At 70.8% G+C, this 26,812-nt stretch carries 28 protein-coding genes and 2 pseudogenes; 14 read left to right on the top strand and 16 right to left on the bottom strand.

Features of this window, described 5'->3' with window-relative positions; all coding sequences use genetic code 11:
- Positions 1 to 94: 94 nt before the first annotated feature.
- From IO24_RS0135830 to IO24_RS0135815, 4 genes are all read right to left on the bottom strand, one after another.
- A complete protein-coding gene (locus IO24_RS0135830; protein WP_031143332.1) occupies positions 95 to 733 on the bottom strand; it encodes a DedA family protein in 639 nt (212 codons plus the stop codon).
- Positions 734 to 805: 72 nt separating this feature from the next.
- Positions 806 to 3,190 carry a phosphoketolase family protein gene (locus tag IO24_RS0135825; protein ID WP_031143330.1) on the bottom strand — a complete coding sequence of 795 codons (2,385 nt, stop codon included), beginning with the start codon at positions 3,188 to 3,190 and terminating at the stop codon, positions 806 to 808.
- Between the two features lie 100 nt (positions 3,191 to 3,290).
- Positions 3,291 to 5,738: a beta-glucosidase family protein gene (locus tag IO24_RS0135820; protein WP_037669362.1), complete on the bottom strand. Its 2,448-nt coding sequence runs from the start codon at positions 5,736 to 5,738 to the stop codon at positions 3,291 to 3,293.
- 107 nt (positions 5,739 to 5,845) lie between these two features.
- Positions 5,846 to 7,669 (bottom strand): RICIN domain-containing protein, encoded by a 1,824-nt coding sequence (locus tag IO24_RS0135815; RefSeq protein ID WP_234335356.1) that lies wholly within the window; start codon positions 7,667 to 7,669, stop codon positions 5,846 to 5,848.
- Positions 7,670 to 8,021: 352 nt separating this feature from the next.
- Between IO24_RS0135815 and galU the strand changes: the two are divergent.
- Positions 8,022 to 8,939, top strand: a pseudogene (galU, locus tag IO24_RS0135810) (UTP--glucose-1-phosphate uridylyltransferase GalU); the annotation flags it as partial.
- 78 nt (positions 8,940 to 9,017) lie between these two features.
- On the opposite strand, the gene IO24_RS43760 reads toward galU, so the two are convergent.
- Positions 9,018 to 9,137, bottom strand: coding sequence for a hypothetical protein (locus IO24_RS43760; protein ID WP_234335357.1), 120 nt, complete (start codon positions 9,135 to 9,137; stop codon positions 9,018 to 9,020).
- A 109-nt stretch (positions 9,138 to 9,246) separates the two neighbouring features.
- Here IO24_RS43760 and IO24_RS0135800 point away from each other — a divergent pair, with 109 nt between their 5' ends.
- Positions 9,247 to 9,582: a DUF6233 domain-containing protein gene (locus IO24_RS0135800; protein WP_031143322.1), complete on the top strand. Its 336-nt coding sequence runs from the start codon at positions 9,247 to 9,249 to the stop codon at positions 9,580 to 9,582.
- On the opposite strand, the gene IO24_RS45350 is transcribed toward IO24_RS0135800, so the two are convergent.
- Positions 9,579 to 9,959, bottom strand: coding sequence for a hypothetical protein (locus IO24_RS45350; protein WP_157851315.1), 381 nt, complete (start codon positions 9,957 to 9,959; stop codon positions 9,579 to 9,581). The two genes, IO24_RS0135800 and IO24_RS45350, sit on opposite strands and share 4 nt — an antisense overlap.
- A 398-nt stretch (positions 9,960 to 10,357) precedes the next feature.
- On the bottom strand, positions 10,358 to 11,278 hold the full coding sequence (gene ku, locus IO24_RS0135790; protein ID WP_031143318.1) for a non-homologous end joining protein Ku: 921 nt from the start codon (positions 11,276 to 11,278) through the stop codon (positions 10,358 to 10,360).
- A gap of 107 nt (positions 11,279 to 11,385) precedes the next feature.
- On the opposite strand from ku, the gene IO24_RS0135785 reads away from it, so the two are divergent.
- The 4 genes from IO24_RS0135785 to IO24_RS0135770 all read left to right on the top strand — a co-directional run bounded on the left by IO24_RS0135785 (position 11,386) and on the right by IO24_RS0135770 (position 13,957).
- Entirely contained in the window at positions 11,386 to 11,694 is a 309-nt protein-coding gene (locus IO24_RS0135785; protein ID WP_078899499.1) for a hypothetical protein, read from the top strand.
- A gap of 709 nt (positions 11,695 to 12,403) precedes the next feature.
- Positions 12,404 to 12,670, top strand: coding sequence for a hypothetical protein (locus IO24_RS0135780; protein ID WP_031143314.1), 267 nt, complete (start codon positions 12,404 to 12,406; stop codon positions 12,668 to 12,670).
- A 707-nt stretch (positions 12,671 to 13,377) separates the two neighbouring features.
- Positions 13,378 to 13,572, top strand: a complete 195-nt coding sequence (locus tag IO24_RS41290) for a hypothetical protein (protein ID WP_031143312.1) — start codon at positions 13,378 to 13,380, stop codon at positions 13,570 to 13,572.
- A 151-nt stretch (positions 13,573 to 13,723) separates the two neighbouring features.
- Positions 13,724 to 13,957: a hypothetical protein gene (locus tag IO24_RS0135770; protein WP_234335355.1), complete on the top strand. Its 234-nt coding sequence runs from the start codon at positions 13,724 to 13,726 to the stop codon at positions 13,955 to 13,957.
- 51 nt (positions 13,958 to 14,008) lie between these two features.
- Here IO24_RS0135770 and IO24_RS0135765 read toward each other — a convergent pair whose 3' ends face one another.
- Complete coding sequence (locus tag IO24_RS0135765) at positions 14,009 to 14,254, bottom strand: hypothetical protein (RefSeq protein WP_031143308.1); 246 nt, start codon at positions 14,252 to 14,254, stop codon at positions 14,009 to 14,011.
- Positions 14,255 to 14,363: 109 nt separating this feature from the next.
- Positions 14,364 to 14,648, bottom strand: a complete 285-nt coding sequence (locus IO24_RS0135760) for a hypothetical protein (RefSeq protein WP_031143306.1) — start codon at positions 14,646 to 14,648, stop codon at positions 14,364 to 14,366.
- A gap of 951 nt (positions 14,649 to 15,599) precedes the next feature.
- On the opposite strand from IO24_RS0135760, the gene IO24_RS45345 reads away from it, so the two are divergent.
- Positions 15,600 to 15,755: a hypothetical protein gene (locus IO24_RS45345; protein WP_157851314.1), complete on the top strand. Its 156-nt coding sequence runs from the start codon at positions 15,600 to 15,602 to the stop codon at positions 15,753 to 15,755.
- A gap of 71 nt (positions 15,756 to 15,826) precedes the next feature.
- Here IO24_RS45345 and IO24_RS0135750 read toward each other — a convergent pair whose 3' ends face one another.
- Positions 15,827 to 16,279 carry a DUF4442 domain-containing protein gene (locus IO24_RS0135750; RefSeq protein ID WP_234335354.1) on the bottom strand — a complete coding sequence of 151 codons (453 nt, stop codon included), beginning with the start codon at positions 16,277 to 16,279 and terminating at the stop codon, positions 15,827 to 15,829.
- 159 nt (positions 16,280 to 16,438) lie between these two features.
- Between IO24_RS0135750 and IO24_RS0135745 the strand changes: the two genes are divergently transcribed.
- A complete protein-coding gene (locus IO24_RS0135745) occupies positions 16,439 to 17,452 on the top strand; it encodes a DUF8017 domain-containing protein (RefSeq protein WP_031143299.1) in 1,014 nt (337 codons plus the stop codon).
- 71 nt (positions 17,453 to 17,523) lie between these two features.
- Here the strand turns inward: IO24_RS0135745 and IO24_RS0135740 are convergent, their stop codons facing one another.
- The 3 genes from IO24_RS0135740 to tuf all read right to left on the bottom strand — a co-directional run bounded on the left by IO24_RS0135740 (position 17,524) and on the right by tuf (position 20,321).
- Complete coding sequence (locus tag IO24_RS0135740) at positions 17,524 to 17,853, bottom strand: phospholipase D-like domain-containing protein (RefSeq protein WP_031143297.1); 330 nt, start codon at positions 17,851 to 17,853, stop codon at positions 17,524 to 17,526.
- Between the two features lie 366 nt (positions 17,854 to 18,219).
- On the bottom strand, positions 18,220 to 19,065 hold the full coding sequence (locus IO24_RS0135735) for a spermidine synthase (RefSeq protein WP_031143295.1): 846 nt from the start codon (positions 19,063 to 19,065) through the stop codon (positions 18,220 to 18,222).
- A gap of 86 nt (positions 19,066 to 19,151) precedes the next feature.
- Complete coding sequence (gene tuf / locus IO24_RS0135730; RefSeq protein ID WP_031143293.1) at positions 19,152 to 20,321, bottom strand: elongation factor Tu; 1,170 nt, start codon at positions 20,319 to 20,321, stop codon at positions 19,152 to 19,154.
- A 339-nt stretch (positions 20,322 to 20,660) separates the two neighbouring features.
- On the opposite strand from tuf, the gene IO24_RS0135720 reads away from it, so the two are divergent.
- A complete protein-coding gene (locus IO24_RS0135720; protein WP_031143289.1) occupies positions 20,661 to 21,452 on the top strand; it encodes a TVP38/TMEM64 family protein in 792 nt (263 codons plus the stop codon).
- A gap of 22 nt (positions 21,453 to 21,474) precedes the next feature.
- Here IO24_RS0135720 and IO24_RS0135715 read toward each other — a convergent pair.
- Positions 21,475 to 21,657, bottom strand: a pseudogene (locus IO24_RS0135715) (steroid 3-ketoacyl-CoA thiolase); the annotation flags it as partial.
- A 37-nt stretch (positions 21,658 to 21,694) separates the two neighbouring features.
- On the opposite strand from IO24_RS0135715, the gene IO24_RS45825 reads away from it, so the two are divergent.
- The 3 genes from IO24_RS45825 (at position 21,695) to IO24_RS43750 (ending at position 23,143) form a co-directional block, all read left to right on the top strand.
- A complete protein-coding gene (locus IO24_RS45825; RefSeq protein ID WP_167551651.1) occupies positions 21,695 to 21,835 on the top strand; it encodes a hypothetical protein in 141 nt (46 codons plus the stop codon).
- Positions 21,836 to 21,990: 155 nt separating this feature from the next.
- Positions 21,991 to 22,866, top strand: coding sequence for an undecaprenyl-diphosphate phosphatase (locus IO24_RS0135705; RefSeq protein ID WP_031143282.1), 876 nt, complete (start codon positions 21,991 to 21,993; stop codon positions 22,864 to 22,866).
- 97 nt (positions 22,867 to 22,963) lie between these two features.
- A complete protein-coding gene (locus tag IO24_RS43750; RefSeq protein WP_031143280.1) occupies positions 22,964 to 23,143 on the top strand; it encodes a hypothetical protein in 180 nt (59 codons plus the stop codon).
- Positions 23,144 to 23,168: 25 nt separating this feature from the next.
- Here IO24_RS43750 and IO24_RS0135695 read toward each other — a convergent pair whose 3' ends face one another.
- Positions 23,169 to 23,771 carry a DUF4291 domain-containing protein gene (locus tag IO24_RS0135695; RefSeq protein WP_031143278.1) on the bottom strand — a complete coding sequence of 201 codons (603 nt, stop codon included), beginning with the start codon at positions 23,769 to 23,771 and terminating at the stop codon, positions 23,169 to 23,171.
- Positions 23,772 to 23,867: 96 nt separating this feature from the next.
- Here IO24_RS0135695 and IO24_RS0135690 point away from each other — a divergent pair, with 96 nt between their 5' ends.
- Positions 23,868 to 24,338 carry a nuclear transport factor 2 family protein gene (locus tag IO24_RS0135690; RefSeq protein ID WP_031143276.1) on the top strand — a complete coding sequence of 157 codons (471 nt, stop codon included), beginning with the start codon at positions 23,868 to 23,870 and terminating at the stop codon, positions 24,336 to 24,338.
- Positions 24,339 to 24,406: 68 nt separating this feature from the next.
- Positions 24,407 to 25,972: an apolipoprotein N-acyltransferase gene (gene lnt, locus IO24_RS0135685; RefSeq protein ID WP_031143274.1), complete on the top strand. Its 1,566-nt coding sequence runs from the start codon at positions 24,407 to 24,409 to the stop codon at positions 25,970 to 25,972.
- On the opposite strand, the gene IO24_RS0135680 is transcribed toward lnt, so the two are convergent.
- Positions 25,896 to 26,801 (bottom strand): Gfo/Idh/MocA family protein, encoded by a 906-nt coding sequence (locus IO24_RS0135680; protein ID WP_031143272.1) that lies wholly within the window; start codon positions 26,799 to 26,801, stop codon positions 25,896 to 25,898. The two genes, lnt and IO24_RS0135680, sit on opposite strands and share 77 nt — an antisense overlap.
- Positions 26,802 to 26,812 lie beyond the last annotated feature (11 nt).

Raw genomic sequence — 26,812 nt, 5'->3', positions numbered from 1 at the left:
GAGAACGGCTCGATCCACTTCGGATCATCCGCTGAGATCACCCCACCCATGCCCAGCCAACGCACCAACCGCCACACCGGTTACGGGACAACCTCTAGGGAACCTGCGGTTCTGCCTCTTCCAGGTTCTGGCCCGCCTTCTTGGCCTTGCGCTTGAGCACCAGCATGGACGTGACACCGACCAGGACCGCCGCCACCAGGCCGAGCCACGAGAAGCGCTTCAGCCAGGACTCGGCGACGATGCCGACGTAGTAGATGACCGCGGTCGTGCCGCCGGCCCAGAGGATGCCGCCGAGGACGTTGGCGATGGCGAACTTCCAGTACGGCATGCGCAGCACGCCCGCGAGAGGGCCCGCGAAGATGCGGAGGAGGGCGACGAAGCGGCCGAAGAAGACGGCCCACATGCCCCACTTCTCGAAGGAGCGCTCGGCGGTGGCGATATGGCCCTCGCTGAAGTGCTTGGGGAACTTCTTGCCGAGCCAGGCCAGCAGGGGCCGCCCGCCCTTGCGGCCGATGGCGTAGCCGATGGAGTCGCCGATGATCGCGCCGGCCGTGGCGCTGGCGCCGAGGACGACGGGGTCGATGTCACCGTGCTGGGAGGCGAGCAGCGCGGAGGAGACCAGGATGATCTCGCCCGGCAACGGGATGCCCAGGCTTTCCAGGCCGATGACCACTCCCACCAGTGCGTAGACGGCCACCGCGGGTACGGTTTCGAGCCACTCCTGGACGTGCAACGCCGGTTCCTTTCCCTGAGCTTCCCTGCGTGCCCCGGGAAGCCTACCGGCTCTGGGGACGTCCCTCGCGGCTCAGGCGTTCCAGCTCCACTCGGCGACCTCGGGCAGATCGGTGCCGTGCTCACGGATCCAGGCGTGGTGGCGGGTGCGGGCGTCGGCCATCCGCTGGCGTACGGCCGTGGCGCGTACCGCGAGGCCGGGGACGCGGTCGATGACGTCCATGACCAGGCGGTAACGGTCGAGGTCGTTGCGGACGACCATGTCGAACGGGGTGGTCGTGGTGCCGGCCTCCTTGTAGCCCCGGACGTGCAGATGCCGATGCCCGGTGCGGCGGTAGGCGAGGCGGTGGATGAGCCACGGGTAGCCGTGGTAGGCGAAGATCACCGGCTTGTCGGTGGTGAACAGGCCGTCGTACTCGTGGTCGCTCATCCCGTGCGGGTGCTCCTCCTGCGGCAGCAGCCGGGCGAGGTCGATGACGTTGACCACGCGGACGGCCAGCTCGGGCAGATGCCTGCGGAGCAGGTGCGCGGCGGCCAGGGTCTCCTGGGTCGGGACGTCACCGGCGCAGGCCAGCACGACATCGGGTTCGGTGCCGTCCTCGGTGCCGGCCCACTCCCAGACGCCGGCGCCGCGGGCGCAGTGGACCCGGGCCTCGTCCATCGAGAGCCAGTCGAAGCAGGGCTGCTTGCCGGCCACGATCACGTTGACGTAGTCGCGGCTGCGCAGGGCGTGGTCCGCCACCGACAGGAGGGTGTTGGCGTCCGGCGGGAGGTAGACGCGGACGACCTCGGGGCTCTTGTTGAGGACGTGGTCGACGAAGCCGGGGTCCTGGTGGGAGAAACCGTTGTGGTCCTGCCGCCACACGTGGGAGGTCAGCAGATAGTTGAGGGAGGCGATGGGAGCCCGCCAGGGCAGCCTGCGGGAGGTGCGCAGCCACTTGATGTGCTGGTTGACCATCGAGTCGACGATGTGCACGAACGCCTCGTAGCAGGAGAACAGCCCGTGCCGGCCGGTGAGCAGGTAGCCCTCGAGCCAGCCCTGGCAGAGGTGTTCGGAGAGGACCTCCATCACCCGGCCGTGCCGGTCCAGATGCTCGTCCACGGGCAGGGTCTCGGCCTGCCAGGTCTTGCCGCTGGCGTCGTAGACGGCCTGGAGCCGGTTGGAGGCGGTCTCGTCCGGGCCGACCAGACGGAAGTCGCGGCGGTCGGAGGTGTCGCGCATGACCCGGGCGAGGAGGTCGCCGAGGACCCGGGTGGGCTCGTGCGTCGTGGTACCGGGCTTGTCGACGGGGACGGCGAAGTCGTCCAGGGACGGGACGGGCAGGTCACGGATGAGCAGACCGCCGTTGGCATAGGGGGTGGCGCCGAGGCGCCTGGTGCCGTCGGGGACACAGGCGAGGACGTCCGCGACCGGGCGGCCCTCGGTGTCGAACAGCTCCTCGGGCCGGTAGGAGCGCAGCCAGGACTCCAGCTGCCGCAGGTGTTCGGGGTTGTCGCGGACGCCGGACAGCGGCACCTGGTGGGCGCGCCAGGTGCCCTCGACCGGTTCGCCGTCGACCTCGGCCGGGCCGGTCCAGCCCTTGGGGGTGCGCAGTACGATCACCGGCCAGTGCGGGCGCTCGGTCACGCCGTTCTCGCGGGCGGCGCGCTGTGCGCCGGCGATGCGGTCGAGCGCGGTGTCCATGGCCTCGGCCATCGCGCGGTGGACGGTGGCCGGATCGTCGCCGGCGACGTGGATCGGCTCGTGGCCGTAGCCGCGCAGCAGCGCGTCGAGCTCCTCCTGAGGGAGGCGGGACAGCACGGTCGGGTTGGCGATCTTGTAGCCGTTGAGGTGCAGGATCGGCAGGACGGCACCGTCGTGGACGGGGTCGAGGAACTTGTTGGCGTGCCAGGACCCGGCCAGCGGGCCGGTCTCCGCCTCGCCGTCGCCGATCACGCAGGCCACCAGCAGGCCCGGGTTGTCCAAGGCGGCGCCGTAGGCATGGGCGAGGGAGTAGCCGAGTTCGCCGCCCTCGTGGATCGAGCCGGGCACCTCCGGGGCGACGTGGCTGGGCACACCGCCGGGGAAGGAGAACTGCCGCATCAGCAGCTCCATGCCCTGCGCGTCCCGGGACGCGTCCGGGTACTTCTCGCTGTAGCTGCCCTCCAGCCAGGAGTTGGCGAGGACCGACGGCCCGCCGTGGCCCGGGCCCCAGACGCACAGGGCGTCCAGCTCGCGTGCCTTGATCACCCGGTTGAGGTGGGTGTGGACCAGGTTCAGTCCGGGTGAGGTGCCCCAGTGGCCCAGCAGCCGCGGCTTGATGTGCTCGGGCCGCAACGGCTCGGTGAGCAGGGGGTTGGCCAGCAGGTAGATCTGACCGGCCGCCAGGTAGTTGGCGGCCCGCCAGTGGGCGTCCAGCGTGCGCAGTTCCTCCTCGGTCGGTGCGGTCCTGCTGTCCTGGCGCGGGGCCTCGGGCATGGATGACTCCCTGGGTTCTGCGGGCGGCCTCAGGAGGAGTACCAGTCTGTTCCGGTTCGATGCCGGGCGCCTCTCGGTTCATGCCGACTCCCGCCGGCTGTCAGCCGCCCACCCTGGCGTCCAGGCGCAGCCGCAGATCCCGTGACGAGGCCCCGATCCACAGGGTGCGGGTCCCGGTGCCGAGCACCCAGTCGTGGACGTCCGGGTCCCAGGAGGAGAGGGTCCTGGGCTCGACGCGGACGGTGACGCGCCGCTCCTCGCCCGTGCGCAGGGTGAGCCGCCGGTATCCGGCCAGCACGCGTACCGGCTGGTCGAGCGGGACGTCCGGGGAGGGGCCGGCGTACACCTGCGGCACGTCCACGCCGTCGCGCCCGCCGGTGTTGCGGAGGGTGAAGGCGACGTCGAGGCCGTCGGCCGTCCAGAGAGCCTCGGGGTCCTCGTAGGCGAAGGACGTGTACGACAGGCCGTGGCCGAAGGGGAACAGCGGCCGCACCTGCTCGGCGTCGTACCAGCGGTGACCGACGTGGATGCCCTCCGTGTACTCCTGGGTGCCGTCGACGCCCGGGTAGCGGCGCGGGTCCCCGGCGACCGGGTGCCGGTCGTCGCCGGCCGGGAAGCTCTGGGTGAGGCGGCCGCCGGGGTCGCGGTCGCCGAACAGGACGGCGGCGGTCGCGGCGGCGCCCTCCTGACCCGGGTAGTACATCTGGAGCACGGCGCCGGTGCGCTCCAGCCAGGGCATCGACGTGGCGGACGAGGTGTTGAGGACGACGGTGGTGCGCGGGTTGGCGGCCGTGACGGCGTCGATCAGCCGCTCCTGGTTGCCGGGGAGGGCGAGGGTCGTGCGGTCCTGGCCCTCGATGGCGTCCTCGTAGGCGAAGAGGACGACGTCACGGGCGGCGCGAGCGGCCCGTACGGCCTCCGTGACGTCCTCGGCCCGGGTCGCGGCGGTGATCCGGCGCAGCCGGAACAGCTGACCGGCCTCCCCGCCCTGCGCGGTGATCGACAGCCGGTGGGTGCCCGATGCCGGCTTCATGGTCCTGCGGCGCACGGACAGGCCGTCGGCCGCGTGCGTGAGCAGGCCTCCCGTGAAGTACTCGCTCCAGCCGGGGACCAGCGGGAACAGTTCCTCGCCGTCGAGCAGGACCTTCGGGCGGAGCGGGTGCGGGCCGGAGTAGTGCAGGACGAGGGTCCACTCCTCGGCTTCGGTGACGGTGAGGGTGCCGTCGTACGTCCAGGTGCGGCCTGCCTCGACGTGGTGTGCCTCGCTGTCGAGGGCGGGGGCGAGCGCACCGGCCGGGAGGGGTTTGCCGAAGGCGTCCTCGCCGAGTGCGTAGGTCACCCGGGCGGCGCGCGACCGGATGGTGTCGAGGGGGCTGTCGGCGTGCTCGGGCACGACGTGGGCACTGCCGCCGCCGCTGACCAGGGGCCGGGCTCCGGTCGGGCCGATGACCGCCACGCTGCCGCCGTCGGTCAGGGGCAGGGTTCCGTGGGCGTTGCGCAGCAGGGTGGCGCCCGCCTCGGCGACCTCGCGGGCGACGGCCGCGCCGGCGGCCGCGTCCGGCTCCGGACGGTGCGGAGCGGTGCCGTCGAGCAGCCCGAAGCGGTCCATGACGGCCAGGACGCGGCGCACGGCCCGGTCGACGTACGCCTCCGGCACGCCGCCGTCCCGTACGGCCGTGCGGAGGGCGGTGCCGTAGTGGGTGCCGTCGGGCATCTCCATGTCGAGGCCCGCCGGCAGAGCCTCGCGGGTGCTGTGCACGGCGGACCAGTCGCTCATCACGAAGCCGGTGAAGCCCCACCGCTCGCGCAGGACGCCGGTGAGCAGGGCCTCGTTCTCGCAGGCGAAGGTGCCATTGACCTTGTTGTACGCGCCCATCACCGCGCCGGTGCCGGCGGCGACGGCCGCTTCGAAGCCGCGCAGTTCGGTCTCGTGCAGGGTCCGCTCGTCCACCCGCACGTCGATCGATGTGCGGTCGCGCTCCTGGTTGTTGAGTGCGAAGTGCTTGACGGTCGCGATGAGTCCCTCGCTCTGGATGCCCTCGGTCTCGGCGGCGACCAGGTGGGCGGAGAGCAGCGGATCCTCGCTGAAGGTCTCGAAGTTGCGGCCGGCGTACGGGGTGCGGATGAGGTTGACCATCGGGGACAGCAGCACGTCCTGGCCGAGGGCGCGGCCTTCCCGCCCGATGACCCGGCCGTAGCGCCGGGCCAGGCCGGGGTCGAAGGTGGAGGCCAGCAGGACGGGAGCGGGTAGGGCCGTGGCGTGCCGGGTGACGCGGACACCGGCCGGGCCGTCGGCGAGACGAAGCGGCGGGATGCCGAGGCGCTCCACTCCGGGCACGTATCCGGCTTGGCCGAGCGGGCGCGGGTCGGTGGCGCCGTGCAGCAGGGAGATCTTCTCGTCGAGGGTGAGCCGGGCGAGCAACGCCTCGACGCGGGGCGCGGGCCCGCTGCGCGCGTGGGCGAGCGAGGGCACCGCGGCGACGGTGATCGCCCCGCCGATCAGACGCAGTGCGGACCGCCGGGGGATGCGAGGCACGGTGTCGGTCATGGACGCACTATGCGTCAGGCGCCGCTTGACGCTCCGTCGGACACCACGGGAGGGGCGGGTGAAACTCTGCCCGCGGGGTCGCCCGGGCGGGCGACCCTGGTCCGTTCCTACGGGAGGGCGGCGGAGTGGAGTGCCGTCACGGCGTCGGTCACGGTGGCGGTCGCCGGGCCGAGGAGGCCCGTGCCGGTCTCGTCGGCCCCGGGCCCGTCTTCCTCGCAGCAGTCCACCTGCGCGAACCGCGTCTCGTACCGCTCCTGCGGCGGTTCCCCGGACTTGGTGCGCGGCGGTCCGGGCCGGTGCCCGGGCGGGGCTTCGTCGTACGGCCGGTGCGTGCGCTCCCGGGGGCTTACGCGCGGAGTGTCCTCGGCCCGCTTCTGCCGGGTCTCCCCCTGGCCCCTGGGGGCGGACAGCGGTTCCAGCGCCCAGCGTTGCGCCTCGGATCCGTCGCGGCCGGTGACGATCACACCGCGGCCCTTGCCGGGGGCGAGGGCCGTCCCCTTGCCACCGCGCGGCAGGAGTTCACCGCGCACGGTCAGGTCGTAACGGACGACTCCGGCGTGCACGAGGCAGCCGGCCAGGACGACCGAGCCCTCGGCAGTGTCGGAGGCGAGGCACAGGGTGGGGTCGGCGGTGCTGCGCAGTACGCCGTCGTCCTGGTACGACCACTGCTGGGACCCGCCGGTGGAGCAGGCGGCCAGGACGATGCGGGCGTCGGTCCGGGGCCGGCCGCCCTGGATGTCGAGGCACAGGCCGTCGTCGAGGTTGCGCAGCCGCCCCCGGGCCACTTCGGCGGGGTTGCCGGCGGAGGCGGCCGACGGGGAACCGGCGGACGAGGGTGTGGCGGTGTCCGGTCGCACGGACGAGGGTCCCGCGCCGTCCGGGTCGACGGAGTGGCCGCTGACCGCACCCCAGGTGGCCTGCGAGGCGGTGGTGCCGCCCTCATCCGTCCAGCCCCGGGCGGCGAGCAGGGTCGCGAGCAGCACCAGTGAGGTCACCCCGACCGCGGCGGCCAGCGCCTTCGTGTGCCTCCTCGGCGACCCGGGCCGGACGGTCGCCGGCTCGGCGCGGGAGCGGAGGCGGTGGCGTCCGCCGGCTGGCAGGTCGGCCTGGCCCCCGTCGCGGCCCGGCCGTGAGGCGAGGTAGCGGCGTGCGCCCCAGCCGAGCACCGTCTCGGCGAGCAGGTCTTCCAGACTCCCCTCGAAATGGCTGAGTTGTTCGGCGGTGTGACGGCAGTATCGGCATGCCATGAGATGCCGCTGCACATCCGGCAGCAGTGCCCCGCCGCGGCGCATGGGAACGTCCAGCAGACGGTTGTAGTAGCGGCATTCCTGCGTCGGTGCGAGTTCCCGGTGCGCCCGTACGCACCCCGACCGGAATTGCTCGCGCGCCTGCTCCAGGGCGGCCGACGCGGTGCGGGTATCCACTCCCAGCAGACCGGCCGGTACGGATATGGACTCGGCTTCGACCTCCGCGTGCCAGAGCAGGCATTGGGAAGCCCCCGGAAGGCCGCGGAAAGCGCGCTCCGCGACGCGTCGTCTTTCGGGTGTGCCGGACCGGGCGGCGCGCAGGCCGCGGGCGCCGACGGTTTTGCGGAGTTCCGGCAGTACTCCGGAGACGCCGTCGTCCGCGGCCCACTCCCCGACCGTCTCCCGGACGGCCGTGAGCAGCCGCGGACGCAGGGCGCCGCCCGGCCGGGCCAGCTCCACGCGGAAGGCGGCGGCTGCCGCCATCGAGGCGGAATCCTCCGAGGACGCGAGGCAGATCACGGCGTAGTCGTGGACCGAACGCCAGTGCCGCGCCAGCAACAGCGCGACGGCGCGCGGCCCTTCGGCGGGTTCGCCGACCCGGGCGAGAAGATTGCGGTCGGACTCCGCGGGCCCCGCTCCGGGTCGTGGCGGGTACGGCGGGCGTGGGGGGGTGGGGGATTGCACGGAACCATTTCCTTCCAGCCGCAGAACGGCATGCGAATTGCGCGTCCGTCGGAAAGCAGGTGCGTGATTGGTGCATACCTATGCCGCGTCAGCTGCGGACTCGACTGTGAGGCGGCTCACTTTCGCACAGGCGACTCACTGGCAACAAGGAGTGCGGATGACCCAAGTTCAAAACGCGGGGAATTCAGATATGTTACCGGCGGTATCCGCACCGGCATTCGAAAAAACGGCAGCCGGAGCGCCGCAACTTGTGCGCACACAAAGGCGGTTGGTGCACGAAATCTCCCACTTCACAGCGCTCTCCCACCCGGCTCTCGGCGGGCTCTCAGCTCCGCGCGCCAGAGTGGGCCGCATGACCGCCCCCCACCCTTCCGCCCCGGCCGCCCCCGCCCGTACCGTCCGCAAGGCGGTCGTCCCGGCCGCAGGTCTCGACACCCGCTTCCTGCCCGCCACGAAGGCGACCCCCAAGGAGATGCTGCCGGTCGTCGACAAGCCGGCCATCCAGTACGTCGTCGAGGAGGCGGCAGCGGCGGGACTCGACGACGTCCTGATGGTCACCGGCCGGCACAAGCGGGCCATCGAGGACCACTTCGACCACGCCTTCGAACTGGAACAGGCCCTCGCGGCCAAGGGCGACACCGTGCGGCTGGACGCGGTGCGCGACCCGGCGCGGCTGGCGAGCATCCACCACATCCGGCAGGGCGACCCGCTGGGCCTCGGCCACGCCGTGCTGTGCGCCCGCCGCCATGTCGGCGACCAGCCCTTCGCGGTCCTCCTCGGCGACGACCTGATCGACCCGCGCGAGACCCTGCTGAGCCGGATGCTCGACGTGCGCGACCGCCTGCTCGGCAGCGTGGTCGCCCTGATGGAGGTCCCGGCAGAGCAGATCCACCGCTACGGCTGCGCAGCCGTCGAGCCGGCCGGCGAGGAGGACCTCGTCCGCGTCACGGGCCTGGTCGAGAAGCCGGCCCCGCAGCACGCACCCAGCCGCTACGCCGTCATCGGCCGCTACGTCCTCGACCCGGCCGTCTTCTCCGTCCTGGAGCGCACCCCGCCGGGCCGGGGCGGCGAGATCCAGCTGACCGACGCCCTGCAGGTGCTGGCCGCGGGCGGCACGGTGCACGGAGTCGTCTTCAAGGGCCTGCGCCACGACACCGGCGACAAGGCCGACTATCTACGCACGGTGGTCAGGCTGGCCTGCGAACGGCCCGACCTGGGGTCGGAGTTCGTGGCGTGGCTGAGGCGCTTCCTCGGGGAACCGGACGGCGCGCCCCGGGCACCGGGACGTGGCGGCCTGACCGGCGAGAACCCCGGCAACCGGCCGGGGCCCCGCATATGCGGCACCCGGTCAGCTGTTGGGCCGCAGGGTCCACACCACCAGCTGGTAGTGCACCGACGAGGGTCGCATGCCCATGGCGGCGGCGAGCTCGGCGACGGTGGGTGCGTCGCCCTGGTCGGTGATGGCCATGCGGATGTGGCGGAGGATCTGCTCCTGCCTATCAGTGAGGTACTCGACCCGGTGTCTGCCCATGAGCCCAGTAGAAACCTTGTTTGATTTTCGGGGCAAGCTGGGAGCTGTGACCGACCTACCGCCCGACCTGCCCAGACTCCGCACCCTGGAGTCCTGGCTCCAGCTCACCCTCGACCAGGTACAGAGGGCCATCGCGGCAGCCGAGACGCGGGAAGCAGAACGGCAACGCGGCATCGAAGCCCGGCCGCCGGCACCGGACTGGCTGATCGAGCAGGGCCTCAACCGGGACAGCCCGCCCGTGCAGGTACACGACGGCGACTGCTGGAACGCCGGAAAGCGCACCCGGGGCATCAAGCGCGATGAGGCGCTGCGGGCACTCGCCGACGGAGTGAAGGCCTGCGGGGCATGCCGGCCGGACTCGGAGCTCGGCTTCCTCGACTAGGTAGCCGAGGAATAGGCGACGGCCGCGGCAAGGACTAGCACCTGGGCCAGAAGCAGGAGGACGGCCATCCGGTATACACGGGAGCGTCTGCCCAGCTCATCGCTGTTGCGGCGTTGCGCATCCACGAGCGCTTGAGCCACCTCGACCTTCACATCCATGGTTTCCCCGCCTTCCGCCCACCGCTTCAAAATGATCCGGGCTGATGGACCGTGCAGCCACTGCCGGGTCGGCAACAGGACGATGAATGCGCAGAGACCGACGGCTAGGAGGATGCCCAGAAGGGCCCACTGGGCCCACTGAGGCAAGAGCCGTCCTTGGGTCGGATCCGTATCCACCATGCCCAGCCCAGCAGAGAAGGAGGTGACGAGTGCAGCCACGCCGAGGACGCCAGCAGCCCGTGTTCTGAGGCTTTCGAAGGCACTCGTCTGGCTTGCCAGCCTGGCCGTTGCCGCCTCGTAGGCTAGATCAATTAACTCGTCCCCTCCATTGGCCCTGCGCCGGCTTGTAGTGGGAGGCGGCGGAGGAGGATCTGGCTGCCGTGGTCGCCGCCGACGGCGAGGACGCATCCTCCAGAGCCGCCGCCGGAGTCGCAGCCACCAGCTCAAACGAGGCCCATGGACCGGGGCTATGTCAGGCGCGGGATGGGCAGGCGCTGGAGGCGCTGAGGGGGGATGCGGACGCGGTGCTTGACTATCGTGCTGCCAGTCCGGATCTGCCACGCTGTGCTCCTTCTCATGCCGACCTCGAACCAAAGGCCCCCCTGCCCCCCTTCTCACTAGGCGCTGCGCGACTTCCTAGTCGCCTTCGTTTTGGTGGGTTTCTTCGCGGCGGCCCGGGCTGGCTGCTTCTTCGCGGGCGTCTGCTTGGCTGCGGCCTTCTTCTTCGGCATCTCGTGGACGTCGGCGTCCTCGCCGCGCGAGACCCGAGCCTTCTGTACGGACTCTTGGAGTGCGGCCATGAGGTCGACGATCTGGCCCGGCTTCTGCTCCGGCTCCGGCATGGCGGGCGGCTCGCGATGCTCCCGCTTCGCATCGATGATCTGCTCGATAGCCTCGGTGTAGGTGTCGCGGAACTCCGGGTCGTCGAGGTCCTCGCGTGTCATGGAATCCATGAGGGCGAGCGCGCCGTCGATCTCGCCGTCGGACAGCTCGACTGGCTCCGGTAGGAGCTCCGCGGGGTCACGGATCTCGTCGGGCCAGCGCATGGCGTGCAGCACGATCACGTCGTCCTTCACCCGGAGCAGGCCGAGGCGCTCCCGTCCGGACCACGCGTACTTCGCCACGGCGACCTTCGAGGAGCGAGCGAGGGCCATGGCGAGGAGCTTGTACGGCTTGGCCGCGACCTGCCCGGACGGCTGGAGGTAGTAGCCCTCGCCGATCCGGATCGGGTCGACCGAGACCAGCGGAACGAACGCCGCGATCTCGATGGCCTTGGCGGTCGGCAGCGGCAGGTCCCGCAGTTCGTCGTCGCTGATCGGGATGACCTGCTCCTTGGTGAGCTGGTAACCCTTGCCGATCTCATCGCTGGTGACCTCGCGGTCCTCGGCCTCGCAGTACTTGCGCACCCGCACCCGGCCCATGTCCTCCAGGTGGTACTGGTGGAAGCGGACACTGTGATCTTCGGTGGCGCTTTGGACGTTGATCGGCACGGTCACGAGACCGAACGAGATCGCTCCTGACCACACGGTTCGGGGCATGGGGTACCTCCGTCGTGGCCCCGAGCAGCAACAGCTTATGACACGGGCAGCAATGCCTCACATGGTGCAAATGGGGCGAATAGGTGAGATGAGGTGAGGAACACGGCATGAGCAACCCCACCCATCTCGATGGAGGCACCGTGATCATCAAGAAGATGCACGACATTGGCGTCCGCAGCGAACACGCCTACATTGCCGCCTTCGCCAGCATCGGCCTCACGGTCGTAGCGTGGGCCACCAGCCTCAACGCCGAACCCGGCACCGGCGTCGCCCGCGCCGACCGTTGGGGCATCTTCGTCGGCGAATGGGCGCCCACCTTCTTCGGCCTCGGCCTCGCCCTCTCCCACTACGAGCAGCAAGACGGAACCCTCACCGCCACCGTCCACGACCTCCACGAGAGGCGGGAGGCCATCTGAGCCAGAACAAGCACAGCGCCCGCCGAGACGGGGGATGCTCGGCGGGCGCTGCGGCCAGTGGGGCACGGGGCTGGTCTATTGGGCAGCGTTAAGCGCCAGCGACCATGACGACAGCTCTTTCGCCTTCCCTGCGAGCAGGTTTGAGCGAGCCGCCAAGGCCGCCTGACCACCGCCGACGCCCCCACCTCTCCGGCGGGGGCGTTCTGCGTGTGCGCCCACTTCGCGCCGGTGTATCCGAGCTGGCTGATGGCGCCTTCTGTCGACCGTCACGTTTCAGCCAAACCGACTGTCCGTTTTGCACTGTTGGACTACGCACCACTGCGCATGACCCAGCAGGCAACTTATGACTTGCTCGCAAGCAAGCCTGCAGGTCATTCAAGCATTCACGAACCGTGAACTCGCTGGTCAGTAGGACTTTAAGAGTCGCTAGTCGGTGCGCAGTGTGCGCAGTGTGCAGCACTGCTGCGCAGCCTAGGCCAGCCGGATATTGCTGTGGCTGGCTAGCCGGTTCTCGACTGTCGTCTAGGTTCAGTGCACCGCCGTCCGCCAGACGGCGAACGGCCGAGGTGCGCTAACACCCCGGCCGCAGTTCGACCAGCGAGTAGCAGCTCGCTGACCTGCAGAAACTCACACTCGCCAGAATGGAGATTCCATCTTGAGAGTAAAGCACTCCGACGTTGCAATGTCAGGTTGCGCGATCGGTGGATGGTTGCCCGTCGCCCCGACCGCCGACCACCTGCTCGACACCCCGCTTCCCCAACTGTTGGCCGAGCTGGATGCGGAGCTGAGGCTGCTGCCGATCGACGACGAGACGATCTGTGGCGTCACTGAAGTGCGTGACGGCCAGCTGACCCTGGAACTCTCGTCGCTGTGGCCGGCTCCCCTGCGGGAGCTGATGGCCAGGTCAATGCTCGGCGAGGCCCTGCGCGTGCCGCTGCCCGCGCTGCCGGAGCCGTTCGCGCTGACCGTCCTGTAGCCCCCCCCCGAACGCCCCCGCCTCTCCGGCGGGGGCGTTCTGTGCTTGAAGGGCTGTTCGCTCGATCGCAGTACTGAGGTCGGCTAAAGGCTGTCTCGTAATTCGCGATGGGGTGCTGCGTTGGCCTGGTGATGCTTCCGCTCCGGCTTTGCTCCTTTCGGGCCAGTGGCGGGTGTGGGCGCACTCGTACCCCTATTGGCTGTTCCACCATGAGCGGGTGTCGACATAGGAACGCGACACCGAAAATAGGCTAGCTATGTCAACCGGTGCCGTCCGGTCGCCGCATGACCAGCCCTTGCCCGCACTAGCGTTTCCCTTGGCTTACCGTTCCGGCGCAGGTCAGATGCATCCTAGGAACGCTCGTGGTGACGGTGAATACTGCGTCGTCCGCCCCTTGCATCTCTTCCGGATCTCATCGCCGACCAGATGGCTGAATGGGACTCCGCCTCGCCAGCCAGCTAACGTCATGCTCGTCATTGGTCCAGCTCACCCGGACGATCATCACCCGTCCCGGAACGCGAACGGCCGGGTGGTTGCACCCACCCGGCCGTAGCTCGATCAGCGAGTCATCACCTCGCTGATCTTCAACCATCACTCGCCAGAGAGAAGGTCGTCAGTGACTGTAGTACATAGCGAAATGGGAATGTGCAACGCGCAGGACCACCTCCTCGACGCCCCGCTCCCCGACCTGCTGAACGCATTTCGACGTGGAGCTGGTCGACTCGTCGATCACGGACGCCGGCTTCTTCGGTGCCCTCGTCGAGCGCCGTGACGGCACCCGCATCCTGGCGATGCCGGTTGGCCGGTCGGCGTTCGAGCGGGACACGGCGGCCCGGATGCTCCTGGCGGAGGGCCTGGGCCTCGATGCCCCGCCGGCGCCGCTCGAGGTGTCGCGCGTCTGATCGCACGAAGGAGCGCCCCCACGCCGACGTCCGGTGTGGGGGCGTTCTGTGTGTGCGCCGCGTTCGCGCCCTTGTGGCGTCCTCGTGCGCCGTCGACCGTTGTGTGGGTCGGTTGTCGGTGCACTTGCAGGGGGCTGATGTGCAACGCAAGTTGGACGACGTTCTGGGCCGGTTGCTGCTCACGCTGGCGGGGGTGCTGCATCGGGGGATCGCGAGCAAGACCGCGGTGAAGGACTGGAAGTTGCGCCGGAATGAGGTGTTGCGGGCGGCGCACCGGCGGGGCGTTCCGGTGGAGGTGCTGGCGTCGCGGCTGGGGCTGACGCAGTCGTGGGTGCGGTACGTGATCAAGAATCCGAAGAAGGCGGCACTCGAAGAGGCCGCTTAGGCGCACAGCAGAGAGCCCCCACCCGAGCACCGGGCGGGGGCTCTGTCGTACTCAGCCGAGGTAGGTCACCTGCAGCACGGTGATCGTCTTGAAGGTGTCGCCGACGAGGAGTACGGCGAAGGCTTGCTCGGTTACGAGCATCCGCATGACGCCGTCGTCCTCGCCGTAGGGCTGGGTCGCCGCGATGGGGTCGTAACAGGCGTCGGCTAACGCGAGAGTGAGGGCTTCGCTTGCGGCCGGCGGCATCGCCTCATGGACGGCTTCGGCGGCCGGGTCGTACTTGAGTCGGTAGATCACTGGGCCCCCCGGCGGGAGATCATGGGCATGCGAAATCTCTCCAACATCACCGATGGTCTCCCCGTGGCACAGCGTAGCCGACCGACTGCGGCTTGTTGTGCCAATCGGGTTATGCGGCGCCGCGGGTGCGGATGCGCTCGGCGTCCGCGAGAACCCGGTCGGTGGCGTCCGCCCAGTCGGCCGTCGGCTCCTCGCCGCGGGCCTCCGCGGCAGCGATCTCTCGGCCCCGCTCGACGGCGGCGAGAGTGTCCTTGGCGACACGCTCCCACTTGGCGAAGACCTGGAGCAGCTCGTGTGCCGGCGCGCGGTTGATCTCGCTGAGGAAGCCCTGGGCGAGGGCGGGGTTGCCGAGGGCGTCGCGGATGGACTCGATGGTCCACGGCTGTTCGCTCATCCCGGCCTCCGAACTCTAACGGATTCAACTCTCAGGCTAGCGCGTATCCGGGACCACCTCCGAAAAACGCTTATCGCCGATCCGCTGTACGTGATGCCCTAACCGCAAGTTCGCCCAGGCATCTGTCATGCAGCGTTCCTGACGGGCGTGAGCTTAAGCGCTTCGCTGTGGCCGTACTCCGTTCCGCAGCCGCGGCAGGTGAAGCCGTCGGTGTCGAGGGTGACCGACCGGACGGTGCCGCAGGGGCATGTGACGGGGATGCGGCGGGGTGCCCGCTCACCGCTGATGATGGCCTCGGCTTGGCGGACGATCTGCGCTATCTCGCGGGCGCATTCGTCGAGGGCGGGGTGTCGGCTGGCGGCCCGGGTGAGGTTGCGGCGGAGGGTGTCGACGGCCTGGTCGACGCGGTGCTGGAGTCGTCCGCCGGCGCCGGTGGACGCCGAGCCCGTAGCTGGCCCAGTCCTCGACCCACGTCTCCAGCGTGGACACCAGGCCCCCGTTGGCGGTGAGGGTCAGCACGGCCTCGTTGCACGGCATGGGGTGGCCGCTGCTGCCGCTGACGACGGGCCCGTCGCTGCCGCCGCGCCCGGGCTGGATGCGCAGGCAGAGCCGGGCGTAGAGGCCTGCGGGTCCGGCCAACTTCCTCAGATCCTGGTCGATGCGGTGCTCACAGGACAGGCAGATGTACCGGCCGGTCTCGTGGTCGAGCAGCTGGCGTGGGCAGATCACGCAACGGGGCGACGGGGCGTCGTTCACGGCGGGCTCCTTGTGCGGGCGGTGCGGGGCAAAGGCCCGTGGAAGCGAGCCTTGGTGGCGGCCGGAGTGATCCCGCCTCCGCCGCCCCGGCCGCAGCGCAAAACCGAAGAGGGAGCACGCCGTGCCCGCCCGAACACCAAGCATGCGGCGGCGCCAGAGGATGGCTTCCACGCTTTGCGCCACACCTTCGCCTCGGTGCAGCTTGACGCCCGCGAGTCGGTGGTGTCGGTGTCCAAGTGGCTGGGTCACTCGGACCCGTCCATCACGCTGAAGATCTATGCCCACATGATGCCCGAGGCGGACGGGCGGGGGCGCGCGGCGATGGACGCTTGGTTCGAGGGCGGCTCCTAAAAGATCTCCCTGGCCGCTCCCTGACGGCTCTTCTGATGAGCCAGGGAGCGGCTACTGCCCAGGTAACCCGGTCAGCTGTTGGGCCGCAGGGTCCACACCACCGTCATCTCGCCGGTCACGGCACCGTCGGCCCGCTGGATGGCGATGGCCACCGGGAACTCGGGGCGCTCACCTGCATCCAGCTGGGCGACGACCTCGGCGGCCGGACGGCCGAGGGTGGCCGTCGCGGTGACGGCGCCCATCGCCAGCTTCTTGTAGGTGATCTCGGCGCTGACCGCGAGCGGCACGGCGCGGGAGAGCTGGTCCCCGAACGCGGCCAGCACGATCGCCCCGCTCGCGGACTCGCCGAGCGTGAACATGGCGCCGGCGTGCGGGCCGCCCACGTGATTGTGGTACTCGCCCTGGTCCGGCAGCGACACCACCGCCCGCTCCGGCGAGGTCTCGAGGAACTCGAGGTTCAGGGTCCGGGCCATGGGCACCGTGGCGGCGAGCATCTCGCCGATGGACATCTGGTCTGCGCTCATGGCCAAATGTTACTCACGAGTAGAGACGGCTGACCAGGGCGTGTGACGACCGCCGCACCGGTCCGTACGACTTCCGCACCGCCCTGTCCCCGGGTTGCCGCGTCTTCGTCCACGGGCAGTGACCGAATCGTGTCCGGAGCGCGGCTAGGGTGACTGCCCATGTGGCCAGGACAGCAGCCGCCCGGGGGCGAGCAGAACCCGCAAGCGAACAATCCGTACCAGCAGCCGGGGTACCAGCAGCCGAATCCGTACCAGCAGCCGGGGTACCAGCAGCAGCCCAGCCCTTACGGGCAGCAGCCGCAGTGGGGCACCCCGGCGCCGGCCGGCGCACCGCAGCCTCCGCAGGGCGGTGGCGGCGGCAACAGGACGAAGCTGGTCGCGATCATCGCCGCCACGGCGGTGGTCGTGGCGGCCGGTGTCACCGGCTTCCTGGTGCTGGGCGGCGACAAGGACGACACGGCGGACGGCGGCAAGAACGGCAAGAAGGGCACGACGTCTTCGAGCCCGTCGGCCGAGGAGCCGAGCGCCCCCGCCACGGGCGACAACCCCCGCGGCGGCGAGGAGGCGCAGCCCACGGTCAAGGGCTGGAAGGTCGTCATCAACCCCAAGTGGGGCACGGCCTTCGACGTCCCGGCGGACTGGGAGGTGGCGTCCCCGACCTCGTCCGTCTTCTTCGAGGACGAGAAGTCCGACGACGGCAAGCCGCTGATCACGATGTCGGCTCCGGCGTTCTACAAGTCCAAGTGGTGCACGAGCGACGACAACAAGGACGGCAGGAGCGAGACGGAGTCCCTGGCCGGGGCGGGCACCAAGGGTGCCGACGGCGCCAAGGACACGGACGAGGTCGCGGTCAACCAGGTGGCCTGGTGGGTGTATGGCGGTTACACGCAGCCGGACAAGAAGAGCGTCAAGACCGACGACAAGGCCAAGCCCTACACCACCGCCTCGGGCGTGAAGGGCAGCATCGCCTGGGCGCACTCGGAGGACACACCCGACAAGGGCAAGTGCGCGAGCGACGGCAAGGCGGTCACGTTCGGCTTCAAGAACTCCGCGGGCGACTTCGTCGCGTGGAGCTTCTTCGGCGCCAAGGGCGTCAAGGGCGAGGTGCCCGAGAAGACCGTCATGAAGATCCTCAGCACGGTCCGGCTGCACGGCGAGCCGACCGGCGGCTGACCCGGAAACGGAACGGGCCCGCTCCCTGCGACAGGGGGCGGGCCCGGCTCACCGGAGCAACGGCGGGGGCGTCAGCCCTTCAGGTACCCGCGGTAGACCCAGCGCCCCGTGATGGAGTCCTCGTCGACACGGCAGCTGCCGATGCAGACCCAGGGGTTGCCGGAGGAGTTGGTGCAGTCCCAGTAGGCGTGCACCTTGTTGTTCTTGTAGACGTAGTCGACCACCTTGGCGTTCGCCGAGAAGCTGGAGTGGACCGCGGTCTTCTCCTTGACGACCACGTAGTCGTGGGACGTCGGCTGGCACTTGAAGGCGCCGGCCGAGGCGGGGCCCGCGCCCATGAGGGGCAGCGCGGCACCGATGAGGGCCGCCGTGGCCAGCAGCGTCGCAGAACGCTTCCGCATTGATTTCCTTCCTTGGGAACCGTGTCGGTCCTGGGGGTGGCGACTAAGTCGCGGACATGACACGACAAGAGCAAGATCAATTTAGCGGTGCGTCGCAACGCCGCGCAAAACCGCTCGGCCACACGGGCCCCGCGCGGGGACAGTCACCCGGTGACGTCCCCGACCGCCTCCTCCCGGAACCCCCGCGGAGACTGCCCCGGCACCATGTGATGGTCGCGGCGAACGTCCGGAACTGCCTCTCCCGGTCGCCCTGTGGGACTGCTCGGGCCTCGTCGTCCTGGTCACGGCGGCCGTGCTGTGCGTGCCGGACGCCGCAACCTGCGCCGCCGGACCACGCCGGTGGCCCGTGGCGGCGCCGAGCACGCGTCAGCCGATGCCGAACGCCCCGTCGGGGGGTTCGGGTGACGGCACGGCGTCCGCGTCCCGCACCGCCCGCGCCTCCCCGATGAACTCCCCCAGCGCGGAGCCGTGTTCGACCCGGGCCGGGAAGGCGTCGGCGGCGGTGAGCCGGGTCAGGGCGGCGACGTCGATCGCCTGATGCCCGGCGACGAGCACGGCGTTCCCGAACCGCCGCCCCCGCAGCACACCCGGCTCGGCGATCAGCACGAGCTCCTCGAAGGCGGTGGCCAGGGTGGCGAGTTGTGACCGCAGGAAGGAGAAGGGCGCGGCGTCGGGGAGATTGGCGAGGTAGACCCCACGTCTCCGCAGCACCCGCGCGGCCTCACGGACGTAGGCGACGGAGGTGAGGTGTGCCGGCACCCGCGACCCGCTGAAGACGTCCGCGAGGAGAACGTCCGCCGAGGCAGCGGGAGCCTTCTCCAGCCAGGCCCGGGCATCCGCCGCGTGCAGGGCGATGTCCGCGCCCCGCGGAAGCGGCAGATGCCCGGACACCAGCTCCAGCAGCCCCCGGTCGGCCTCGACGACGTCCTGCCGCGAATCCGGCCGGGTCACGGCCACGTACCGGGGCAACGTGAGCGCCCCGCCCCCGAGATGCACCACGTCCAACGCCCGCCCCGGCTCGGCCACGACATCCAGCACATGGCCGAGCCGCCGCGTGTACTCGAACTCCAGGTGCGCGGGATCGTCCAGATCGACGTACGACTGCGGCGCCCCGTCCACGGTCAGCAGCCAGGCCCGTTCCCGGTCGATGTCGGGCATCAGCTTGGCAAACCCGTGGTCGACGGACCGGGCGACTGGTACTGGCTCGTTCACCTGCCCATTGTGCCTGTGCGGCACGCCCCTGAGCGGCGCGGGGAACTGCGCGACCAGCCACGACGGTCCCACAGCTCCCCACGACCTCAGCCCACCGCGGTCACGGCCCCCGCCCCCACGGTCCGCCCGCCCTCACGCATGGCGAACCCGAGCCCCGCCTCCAGTGGCACGTCCCGCCCCAGTTCCACCGTCATGACAACCGTGTCACCGGGCCGGACCACGGCGACCTCCCCCAGGTCGACGTTCCCGACCACATCCGCCGTACGGATGTAGAACTGCGGCCGGTACCCACTGGAAACCGGCGTCGTACGCCCGCCCTCACGCGCGGACAGCACATACACCTGCGCCGTGAAGCGGCGACTCGGCACGACACTGCCCGGCGCGGCGACGACATGCCCCCGCCGGACGGCGTCGCGGGGAACTCCCCGCAGCAGCAACGCCACGTTGTCCCCGGCCTGCGCCTCCTCCATGCGCTTCCCGAAGGTCTCCAGCCCCGTGACCACCGTCTCGACGGACGCCCCGAGCACCTCGACCCGGTCGCCTACGCGCACCACACCCCGCTCGACCGCCCCGGTCACCACGGTGCCCCGCCCGGTGATGGTCAGCACGTTCTCCACCGGCAGCAGGAACGGCGCGTCCAGATACCGCTCCGGCATCGGTACATACGTGTCCACCGCGTCGAGCAGCGCCTCGACCGACGCCGTCCAGCGCGGGTCCCCCTCCAGCGCCTTCAGACCCGACACGCGTACGACGGGTACGGAGTCACCGCCGTAGCCGTGCGCGGTGAGCAGGTCGCGGACCTCCAGCTCGACCAGGTCGGTCAGCTCCTCGTCCCCCGCGTCGGCCTTGTTGAGGGCGACGACGATGTGGTCGACGCCCACCTGCCGGGCGAGCAGCACGTGTTCGGCGGTCTGCGGCATGATCCCGTCGAGCGCGGAGACGACGAGAATCGCCCCGTCGAGCTGCGCGGCGCCGGTGACCATGTTCTTGACGTAGTCGGCGTGGCCCGGCATGTCGACGTGCGCGTAGTGCCGGGTGTCGGTCTCGTACTCGACGTGCGCGATGTTGATGGTGATGCCGCGCGCCGCCTCCTCGGGCGCCCGGTCGATCCGGTCGAACGGCACGAACGCGCCGCTGCCGCGGTCGGCGAGGACCTTGGTGATGGCGGCCGTCAGGGTCGTCTTGCCGTGGTCGACATGACCCATCGTGCCAATGTTGAGATGCGGTTTCGTACGGACGTAGGCCTTTTTGGACATGGCTGTACCTCGAAGCGTGATCAGCGAAGAAAGAAGTGGGACCCCGAGGAACTGCCCGACCCTCCCCTTGCGGGGTCCGCCGGACGAACCGGGGAGGGTCAGCTTCGGGCGCCGTCCGTCACGGCCGGGAGATCGGCGACGGCAGCCTTCGGGGCATCCGTGACCACGGATGCTGCGAGGGCGAAGGCGTGCCGGAACATGTCGTCGATCCTTGCCGACGCTTCACCGCACGTCGAATGGTTTTCGGTTGCCTGCGCACGGGGTTGCGCACCGCTGCCTGTGACGCTCGTGAGACGAACCATACGGCGATCACACACATTTGTCGGTTAGTGTCACCGGATGCTCGATGCCACCACCCGCTCTGGGGGCACCGCCACGGCCACTCCCCGGGCCACCGCCGCGGAGCTCGCCGTCGCCGTTCCCCCGGCAACGACCGTCTCGCCCGCCGTACCGACCCGTTTCGCCGCTCGCTGCTCGAGAGTTCTGCTCTCTCCCTGGTCGCGGCTGTCCCTGCTCGTCGTACTGCTCGCCGCGGGCGCGTGCGGGGTGCTGCTGTTCGAGCCGCAGCGGCTGCTGACGGAGGGCTGGCCCCCGCAGCTCGGCGGTGCGGCAGCAGCCGCGGTGTTCGCGGTGGCGTACGGCGTGTGCACCGTGGCGTTCGTGCCCAGGCCGCTGCTGAACCTCGCGGCGGGCGCCCTGTTCGGTTCGCAGCTCGGCCTCGGCGTGGCGCTGTCGGGCACGGTCCTCGGGGCCGGGATCGCCTTCTGCCTGGGCCGGGCGCTGGGCCAGGACGCCCTGCGGCCGCTGTTGCGGGGGCGCTGGCTGAAGGCCGCCGACGGCCAGCTCAGCCGGCACGGCTTCCGTTCGATGCTGGCGGTGCGGCTGTTCCCGGGTGTGCCGTTCTGGGCCGCGAACTACTGCGCCTCCGTCTCCCGCATGGGCCTGCTGCCGTTCCTGCTGGCCACGGGCCTCGGTTCGATCCCGAACACCGCCGCCTACGCCGTCGCGGGCGCCCGCGCCTCCGCTCCGACCTCTCCCGCCTTCCTGATAGCACTGGCGTGCATCGCCCTGCCCGCGCTGGCGGGCGTGGTGGTGGCCTGGCGCAAGCGGCACCAGCTGCGCCGCCTCTGACGCTCCGTCACGCCTGCCCGGCTCACACCCGTTCCAGCACCATGGCGTCGGGGAGTCCGCCCGCCTCGCACATGGTCCGGAGCGCGTGCCGGGCGTCCCGTTCCCGCATCGCCTGCACCAGCGTCGTCGTGAGCCGGGTGCCGCTCGGCCGGGTGCCGCTCGCGCCGAGCGGATGCCCCGGCGCGGTGGCAGCGCCGTGCACGTCGGGCGACCGCCGTCTCCGGACGGACCGCGACCGCCCGATGGTCCCGGAGCACTCCCGCGACCGGGCCCTCGCCCCGGCCGTCACCCGCCGGGCCTGCGGCGACGAGGTGCACCGCGAGGACCTCGCGGCCAGCCCCCAGGCGCCCGGCCGGACGGTGACCGGACCCACCGCGGCCTGATCGCCGCTGGTGGGGAGCGGCTTCCAAACCCCTGTGTCCGGGCGGCCTTCCAGGGGCGCTACGCTTCCCCCTCGGCACACCTGATCCCCCATCGCGACGGCGGCCCGGTGCGCCCGTCGTCCGTCCCACGATCGGCACTTGGACTCCGCTACCTCATGTCTTGGTTCGAATCACTCATCCTCGGACTCGTCCAGGGGCTGACCGAGTTCCTCCCCGTCTCCTCCAGCGCCCACCTGCGGCTGACGGCGGCCTTCTCGGGCTGGGAGGACCCGGGTGCGGCCTTCACGGCGATCACGCAGATCGGCACGGAAGCCGCCGTGCTGATCTACTTCCGCAAGGACATCGGGCGGATCATCTCGGCGTGGACGCGCTCGCTCACCGACAAGTCGCTGCGCAGCGACCCCGACGCCCGGATGGGCTGGCTGGTCATCGTCGGCTCGATCCCGATCGGTGTGCTCGGCGTGACGCTGAAGGACCAGATCGAGGGACCGTTCCGCGATCTGCGGATCACCGCGACGATGCTGATCGGCATGGGCATCGTCCTGGGCATCGCCGACCGGCTCGCGGCCCGCGACGAGAGCGGCGGCAAGCACCGCGCGCCCAAGCAGCGCAAGGCCCTCGAGGACCTGGGCGTGCGGGACGGCCTGATCTACGGCATCTGCCAGGCCATGGCGCTCGTCCCGGGCGTCTCCCGCTCCGGCGCCACCATCAGCGGCGGCCTGTTCATGGGTTACAAGCGCGAGGCCGCGGCCCGCTACTCCTTCCTGCTCGCCATCCCGGCGGTGCTCGCCTCCGGTGTGTTCGAGCTGAAGGACGCCACGGAGGGCGGCCACGTCTCGTGGGGCCCGACGATCTTCGCGACGGTCATCGCCTTCGGGGTCGGGTACGCGGTGATCGCATGGTTCATGAAGTTCATCTCGACCAAGAGCTTCATGCCGTTCGTCTACTACCGCATCGCGCTCGGCATCGTCATCATCGTCCTGGTCAGCATGGGTGCCCTGAGCCCGCACGCGGCCGAGTCGGCGGGCTGACCCGGGGGCCCGTGGCCCGGATCCCGTGACCAACCGCATAGCGATCGGGTAGCCGTCCGGTAGCGGGCTGTCAGTGGCTGCCCCTAGGCTTGTCCGCATGTCCCCCGATTTCGTGACCCCTGGTTCCGTGCGGCCCGCTGCCGAGGTCAACGACGAGATCCGTGCGCTCTGGCAGCGCACGGGCGGCACTTTGTCGGCAGAGGAGCGCGCGGAGTACGAGCTCCTCGTCGTCGAGTGGGCGGCCGCGATCCGAGGCGGCGTCGTCAAGGCGGCCTGACCCGGGAACTCGATCCGCACGCCCCCTAAGCCCGCAGAGGTGCCAGCACCTCGTCGTCGATGTCGTACGGCCGCTCCTCGGGCAGCAAACCCGCGGCCGACTCCGGCCGACCCGCCCGCACCAGCCCGTGGATCTCCGCGGCGAGCGGCGTGACGTCCTCGATCCCGACGATCCACTCGTCCGCGTACCGCGCGACGGCCTCCCCCGCGAGCCCCAGCTGCAACGACCGGTGCGGCAGCGGGTTGAGGTGCAGGTCCCGCTCCGGATCCCACTGCACCCGCGCGGGCGCCTGCCTCAACCGCCGCTTCCAGGAGGCCCGGTCGCCGTGCAGGGCGGGGACGTGGTGGGACAGGCAGGCGTTGCGCAGCGCCCAGAGGAAACCCTCGCGGTCGATCTCGATCGCCAGGACCGTCTCCTGGCCCTCCTTGGTGCCCCATCCGCAGCGGTACATCATCCACAGGAACGACGGCTTGATCCAGGTCATGCGCTCCCGCTTCCAGGTGGCCGGGAAGCGGCCGTGACGGGCGGCGGGGCCGCCGATCTCGGGGCGGTAGGCCTGGTAGACGGTGATCGTGGACGCGGTGTGGCGGGCGCGCACCCGGAATCGCGTTTCGTTCTGATCGTTCACGAAGGACAGGCTGGGCCCCGACGCCCCTCGGCGGCCACCGAATATCACTGACGCACGGCTCTTGGTCCGGCCCCCGCCATACCCAACACTGAGCCGATGACGCAGCGCGTGGAGCTCGCCACCGTGAGGGACCGGCTGGCCGTCGACGATTTGATCACCGACTACGCGGTGGCGGTCGACGACGGTGACTGGGAGGCGTACCGGGGACTGTTCGCCCCTCGGGGGCGGGCGGACTACCGCTCGGCCGGCGGCATCGAGGGAGAGGCCCGGGCGGTGGCCGTCTGGCTCGCGGAGAGCCTGCGGCTGTTCCCGGTGCGGCAGCATCTGATCGTCAACCGGCGGGTGCGCTTCGGGATCCGGGAACAGGACACCGGCGACACGGCCGAGGTCCGGGCCGACTATGTCAACCCCATGGCGACCACGGGGCCCGCTCCCGACTTCGTGTGCGGCGGCCGGTACGCCTTCGCGGTGCTGCGCACGGGCGAGGGCTGGCGGCTGAGCGAGGTGGTCGTGCGGGAGAAGTGGCGGCGCCTTGCCGACCCGAGGACGGCACCTGTGGTCAACTGACCCGGCGTCCTGTGTCCTAGATCGTCCGCGGGGCGCACACTGGAGGCACCCGCGGGTAGGAGGCGCCTATGAAGACGCTCGGCCACTGGCTCACCTCCCCCTGGCGCCGCTCGGCCGCCGCGGCGGTCGCGGGCGCCCTGCCCGTCCTCGCCTTCCCCGCGCCGTCCCTGTGGTGGTGCGCCTACGTCGCGCTGGTCCCCTGGCTCCTGCTGCTGCGCACCGCGCCGACCGGGAAGCGGGCCGCGTACGACGGCTGGTGCGGCGGCTTGGGCTTCATGCTGGCCATGCATCACTGGCTCCTGCCGAGCCTGCACGTGTTCACGATCGTCCTCGCCGCCCTCCTCGGCGCCCTGTGGGCCCCGTGGGGCTGGCTGGTACGCCGTCTCCTGGGCGGCCTTCCCTCCACGGGGCGGGTCGCGGTGGCGATCCTGGTGCTGCCGTCGGGCTGGCTGGCCGCCGAGCTGGTCCGATCCTGGCAGGGGCTGGGCGGCCCCTGGGGGATGCTCGGCAGCACTCAGTGGCAGGTCGAGCCCGCGCTGCGGCTCGCCTCGGTCGGCGGGGTGTGGCTGCTCAGCTACCTGCTCGTGGCCGTCAACGTCGCGGTCGCCGTCCTCGTCGCGGTCCGCCGGGCCCGGGTGCCCGCCGTGGCCGCTCTCGTCGCCACGGCCGCCGCCACCTCCGCCGCCTGGGCGTTCTCGCCCCGCCCCGCCGTCGACGGTCAGGTCAGGATCGCCGTCGTGCAGCCGGGCGTCATCGTCGGCCCGGACAGCCGGTTCGCGCGGGAGGAGCAGCTCACCCGCCGGCTCGCCGGTCAGGACGTCGACCTGATCGTCTGGGGCGAGAGCAGCGTCGGCTTCGACCTGGGGGACCGGCCCGCCCTCGCCCGGCGGCTCGCGGACCTCTCCCGCGCGACGGGCGCCGACATCCTGGTCAACGTGGACGCCCGGCGCTCCGACACACCCGGCATCTACAAGAGTTCGGTCCTGGTGGGGCCCGACGGCCTGACCGGCGAGCGCTACGACAAGATGCGGCTCGTGCCCTTCGGCGAGTACATCCCGGCCCGCTCCCTGCTCGGCTGGGTCACTTCCGTCGGCAAGGCCGCGGGTGAGGACCGCAGGCGCGGCTCGCAGCCGATCGTGATGAACATCGGCGACGATCTGCGTGCCGGCCCGCTGGTGTGCTTCGAGACCGCCTTCCCCGACATGACCCGCCACCTCACCCGGGAGGGCGTCGACGTGCTGATCGGCCAGTCGTCGACGTCCACGTTCCAGCACAGCTGGGCGCCCGAGCAGCACGCTTCGCTCGCCGCGCTGCGGTCCGCCGAGACCGGCCGCCCCATGGTGCACTCGACGCTGACGGGCGTCTCCGCCGTCTACGGCCCCGGCGGGCAGCGCGTCGGACCGTGGCTCGGTACGGACGCCTCCGCCGCGCGGGTCTACGAGATTCCCCTCGCGCACGGCACCACGCCCTACGTCCGCTACGGCGACTGGACGGTGCACGCGGCGATGCTGGTCCTGGCCCTGTGGGCCGCCGGCGAGGGCGTGCGGACCCTGAGGCTCAGGCGGTCCGCTCCAGAACCGCGCGTACCACCCGTTCGCACAGGTCATGGGTCTCCAGCGCGTCCCGGGCGCTGAGCACCTTGCCCGCGCGGACCGCGCCGAGGAACGCGAGCACCGCCTGCTCGATCCCGCGCTGCCGGGCCACCGGCACCCAGTCGCCGCGTCGCCGCACGGTCGGCTGGCCCTTGTGGTCGACGACCTCGGCGAGGTTGACGACCTGCCGTTTGGTGTCCTGCCCGGACACCTCCAGGATCTCCTCGGCGGAACCGCTGAGCCGGTTCATCACGCCGAGCGCGGTGAAGCCGTCCCCGGCGAGCTGGAGCACCAGGTGGTGCAGCAGCCCGTCCCGCACGCGGGCGCGCACGGTCACGTCGTCGATCTCGCCGGGCACCAGGAACCGGAGGGTGTCGACGACGTGGATGAAGTCGTCGAGGATCATCGAGCGGGGGTCCTCCGGCAGCCCGATGCGGTTCTTCTGCATCAGGATCAGCTCGCGCGGATGGTCCGCGCACTGCGTGTAGCCGGGGGCGTAGCGCCGGTTGAAGCCGACGGCGAGGCTCACGTCCCGCTCCTCGGCGAGCGCCACCAGGCGCGTGGAGTCGTCGAGCGCGTAGGCGAGCGGCTTGTCGACGTATGTCGGTACGCCCGCCTCCAGCAGCCGCGTCACGATCTCCGGGTGCACGACCGTGGGCGCGTGCACGAAGGCCGCGTCGAGATCGGCCGTGAGCAAGGAGTCGAGGGTGGTGTGCCGCTGCTGCGCCGGGATGTGCAGGCCCTCGGCGACCCGGTCGAGCGTGGCGGGTGTACGGGTCTGCAGGTGCAGTTCGACCCCGGGCTGGAAGGCGAGGACCGGAAGGTAGGCCTTCTGCGCGATGTCGCCGAGTCCGATGCAGCCGACCTTCACGGGTGGATCTC

It is taken from the genome of Streptomyces flavovariabilis (assembly GCF_000725785.1).
GTDB classification, from domain to species: Bacteria; Actinomycetota; Actinomycetes; order Streptomycetales; family Streptomycetaceae; genus Streptomyces; species Streptomyces hawaiiensis.
The sequence above is the reverse complement of the archived record's forward strand: the minus strand, read 5'-3'. Positions and strand labels throughout refer to the sequence as shown.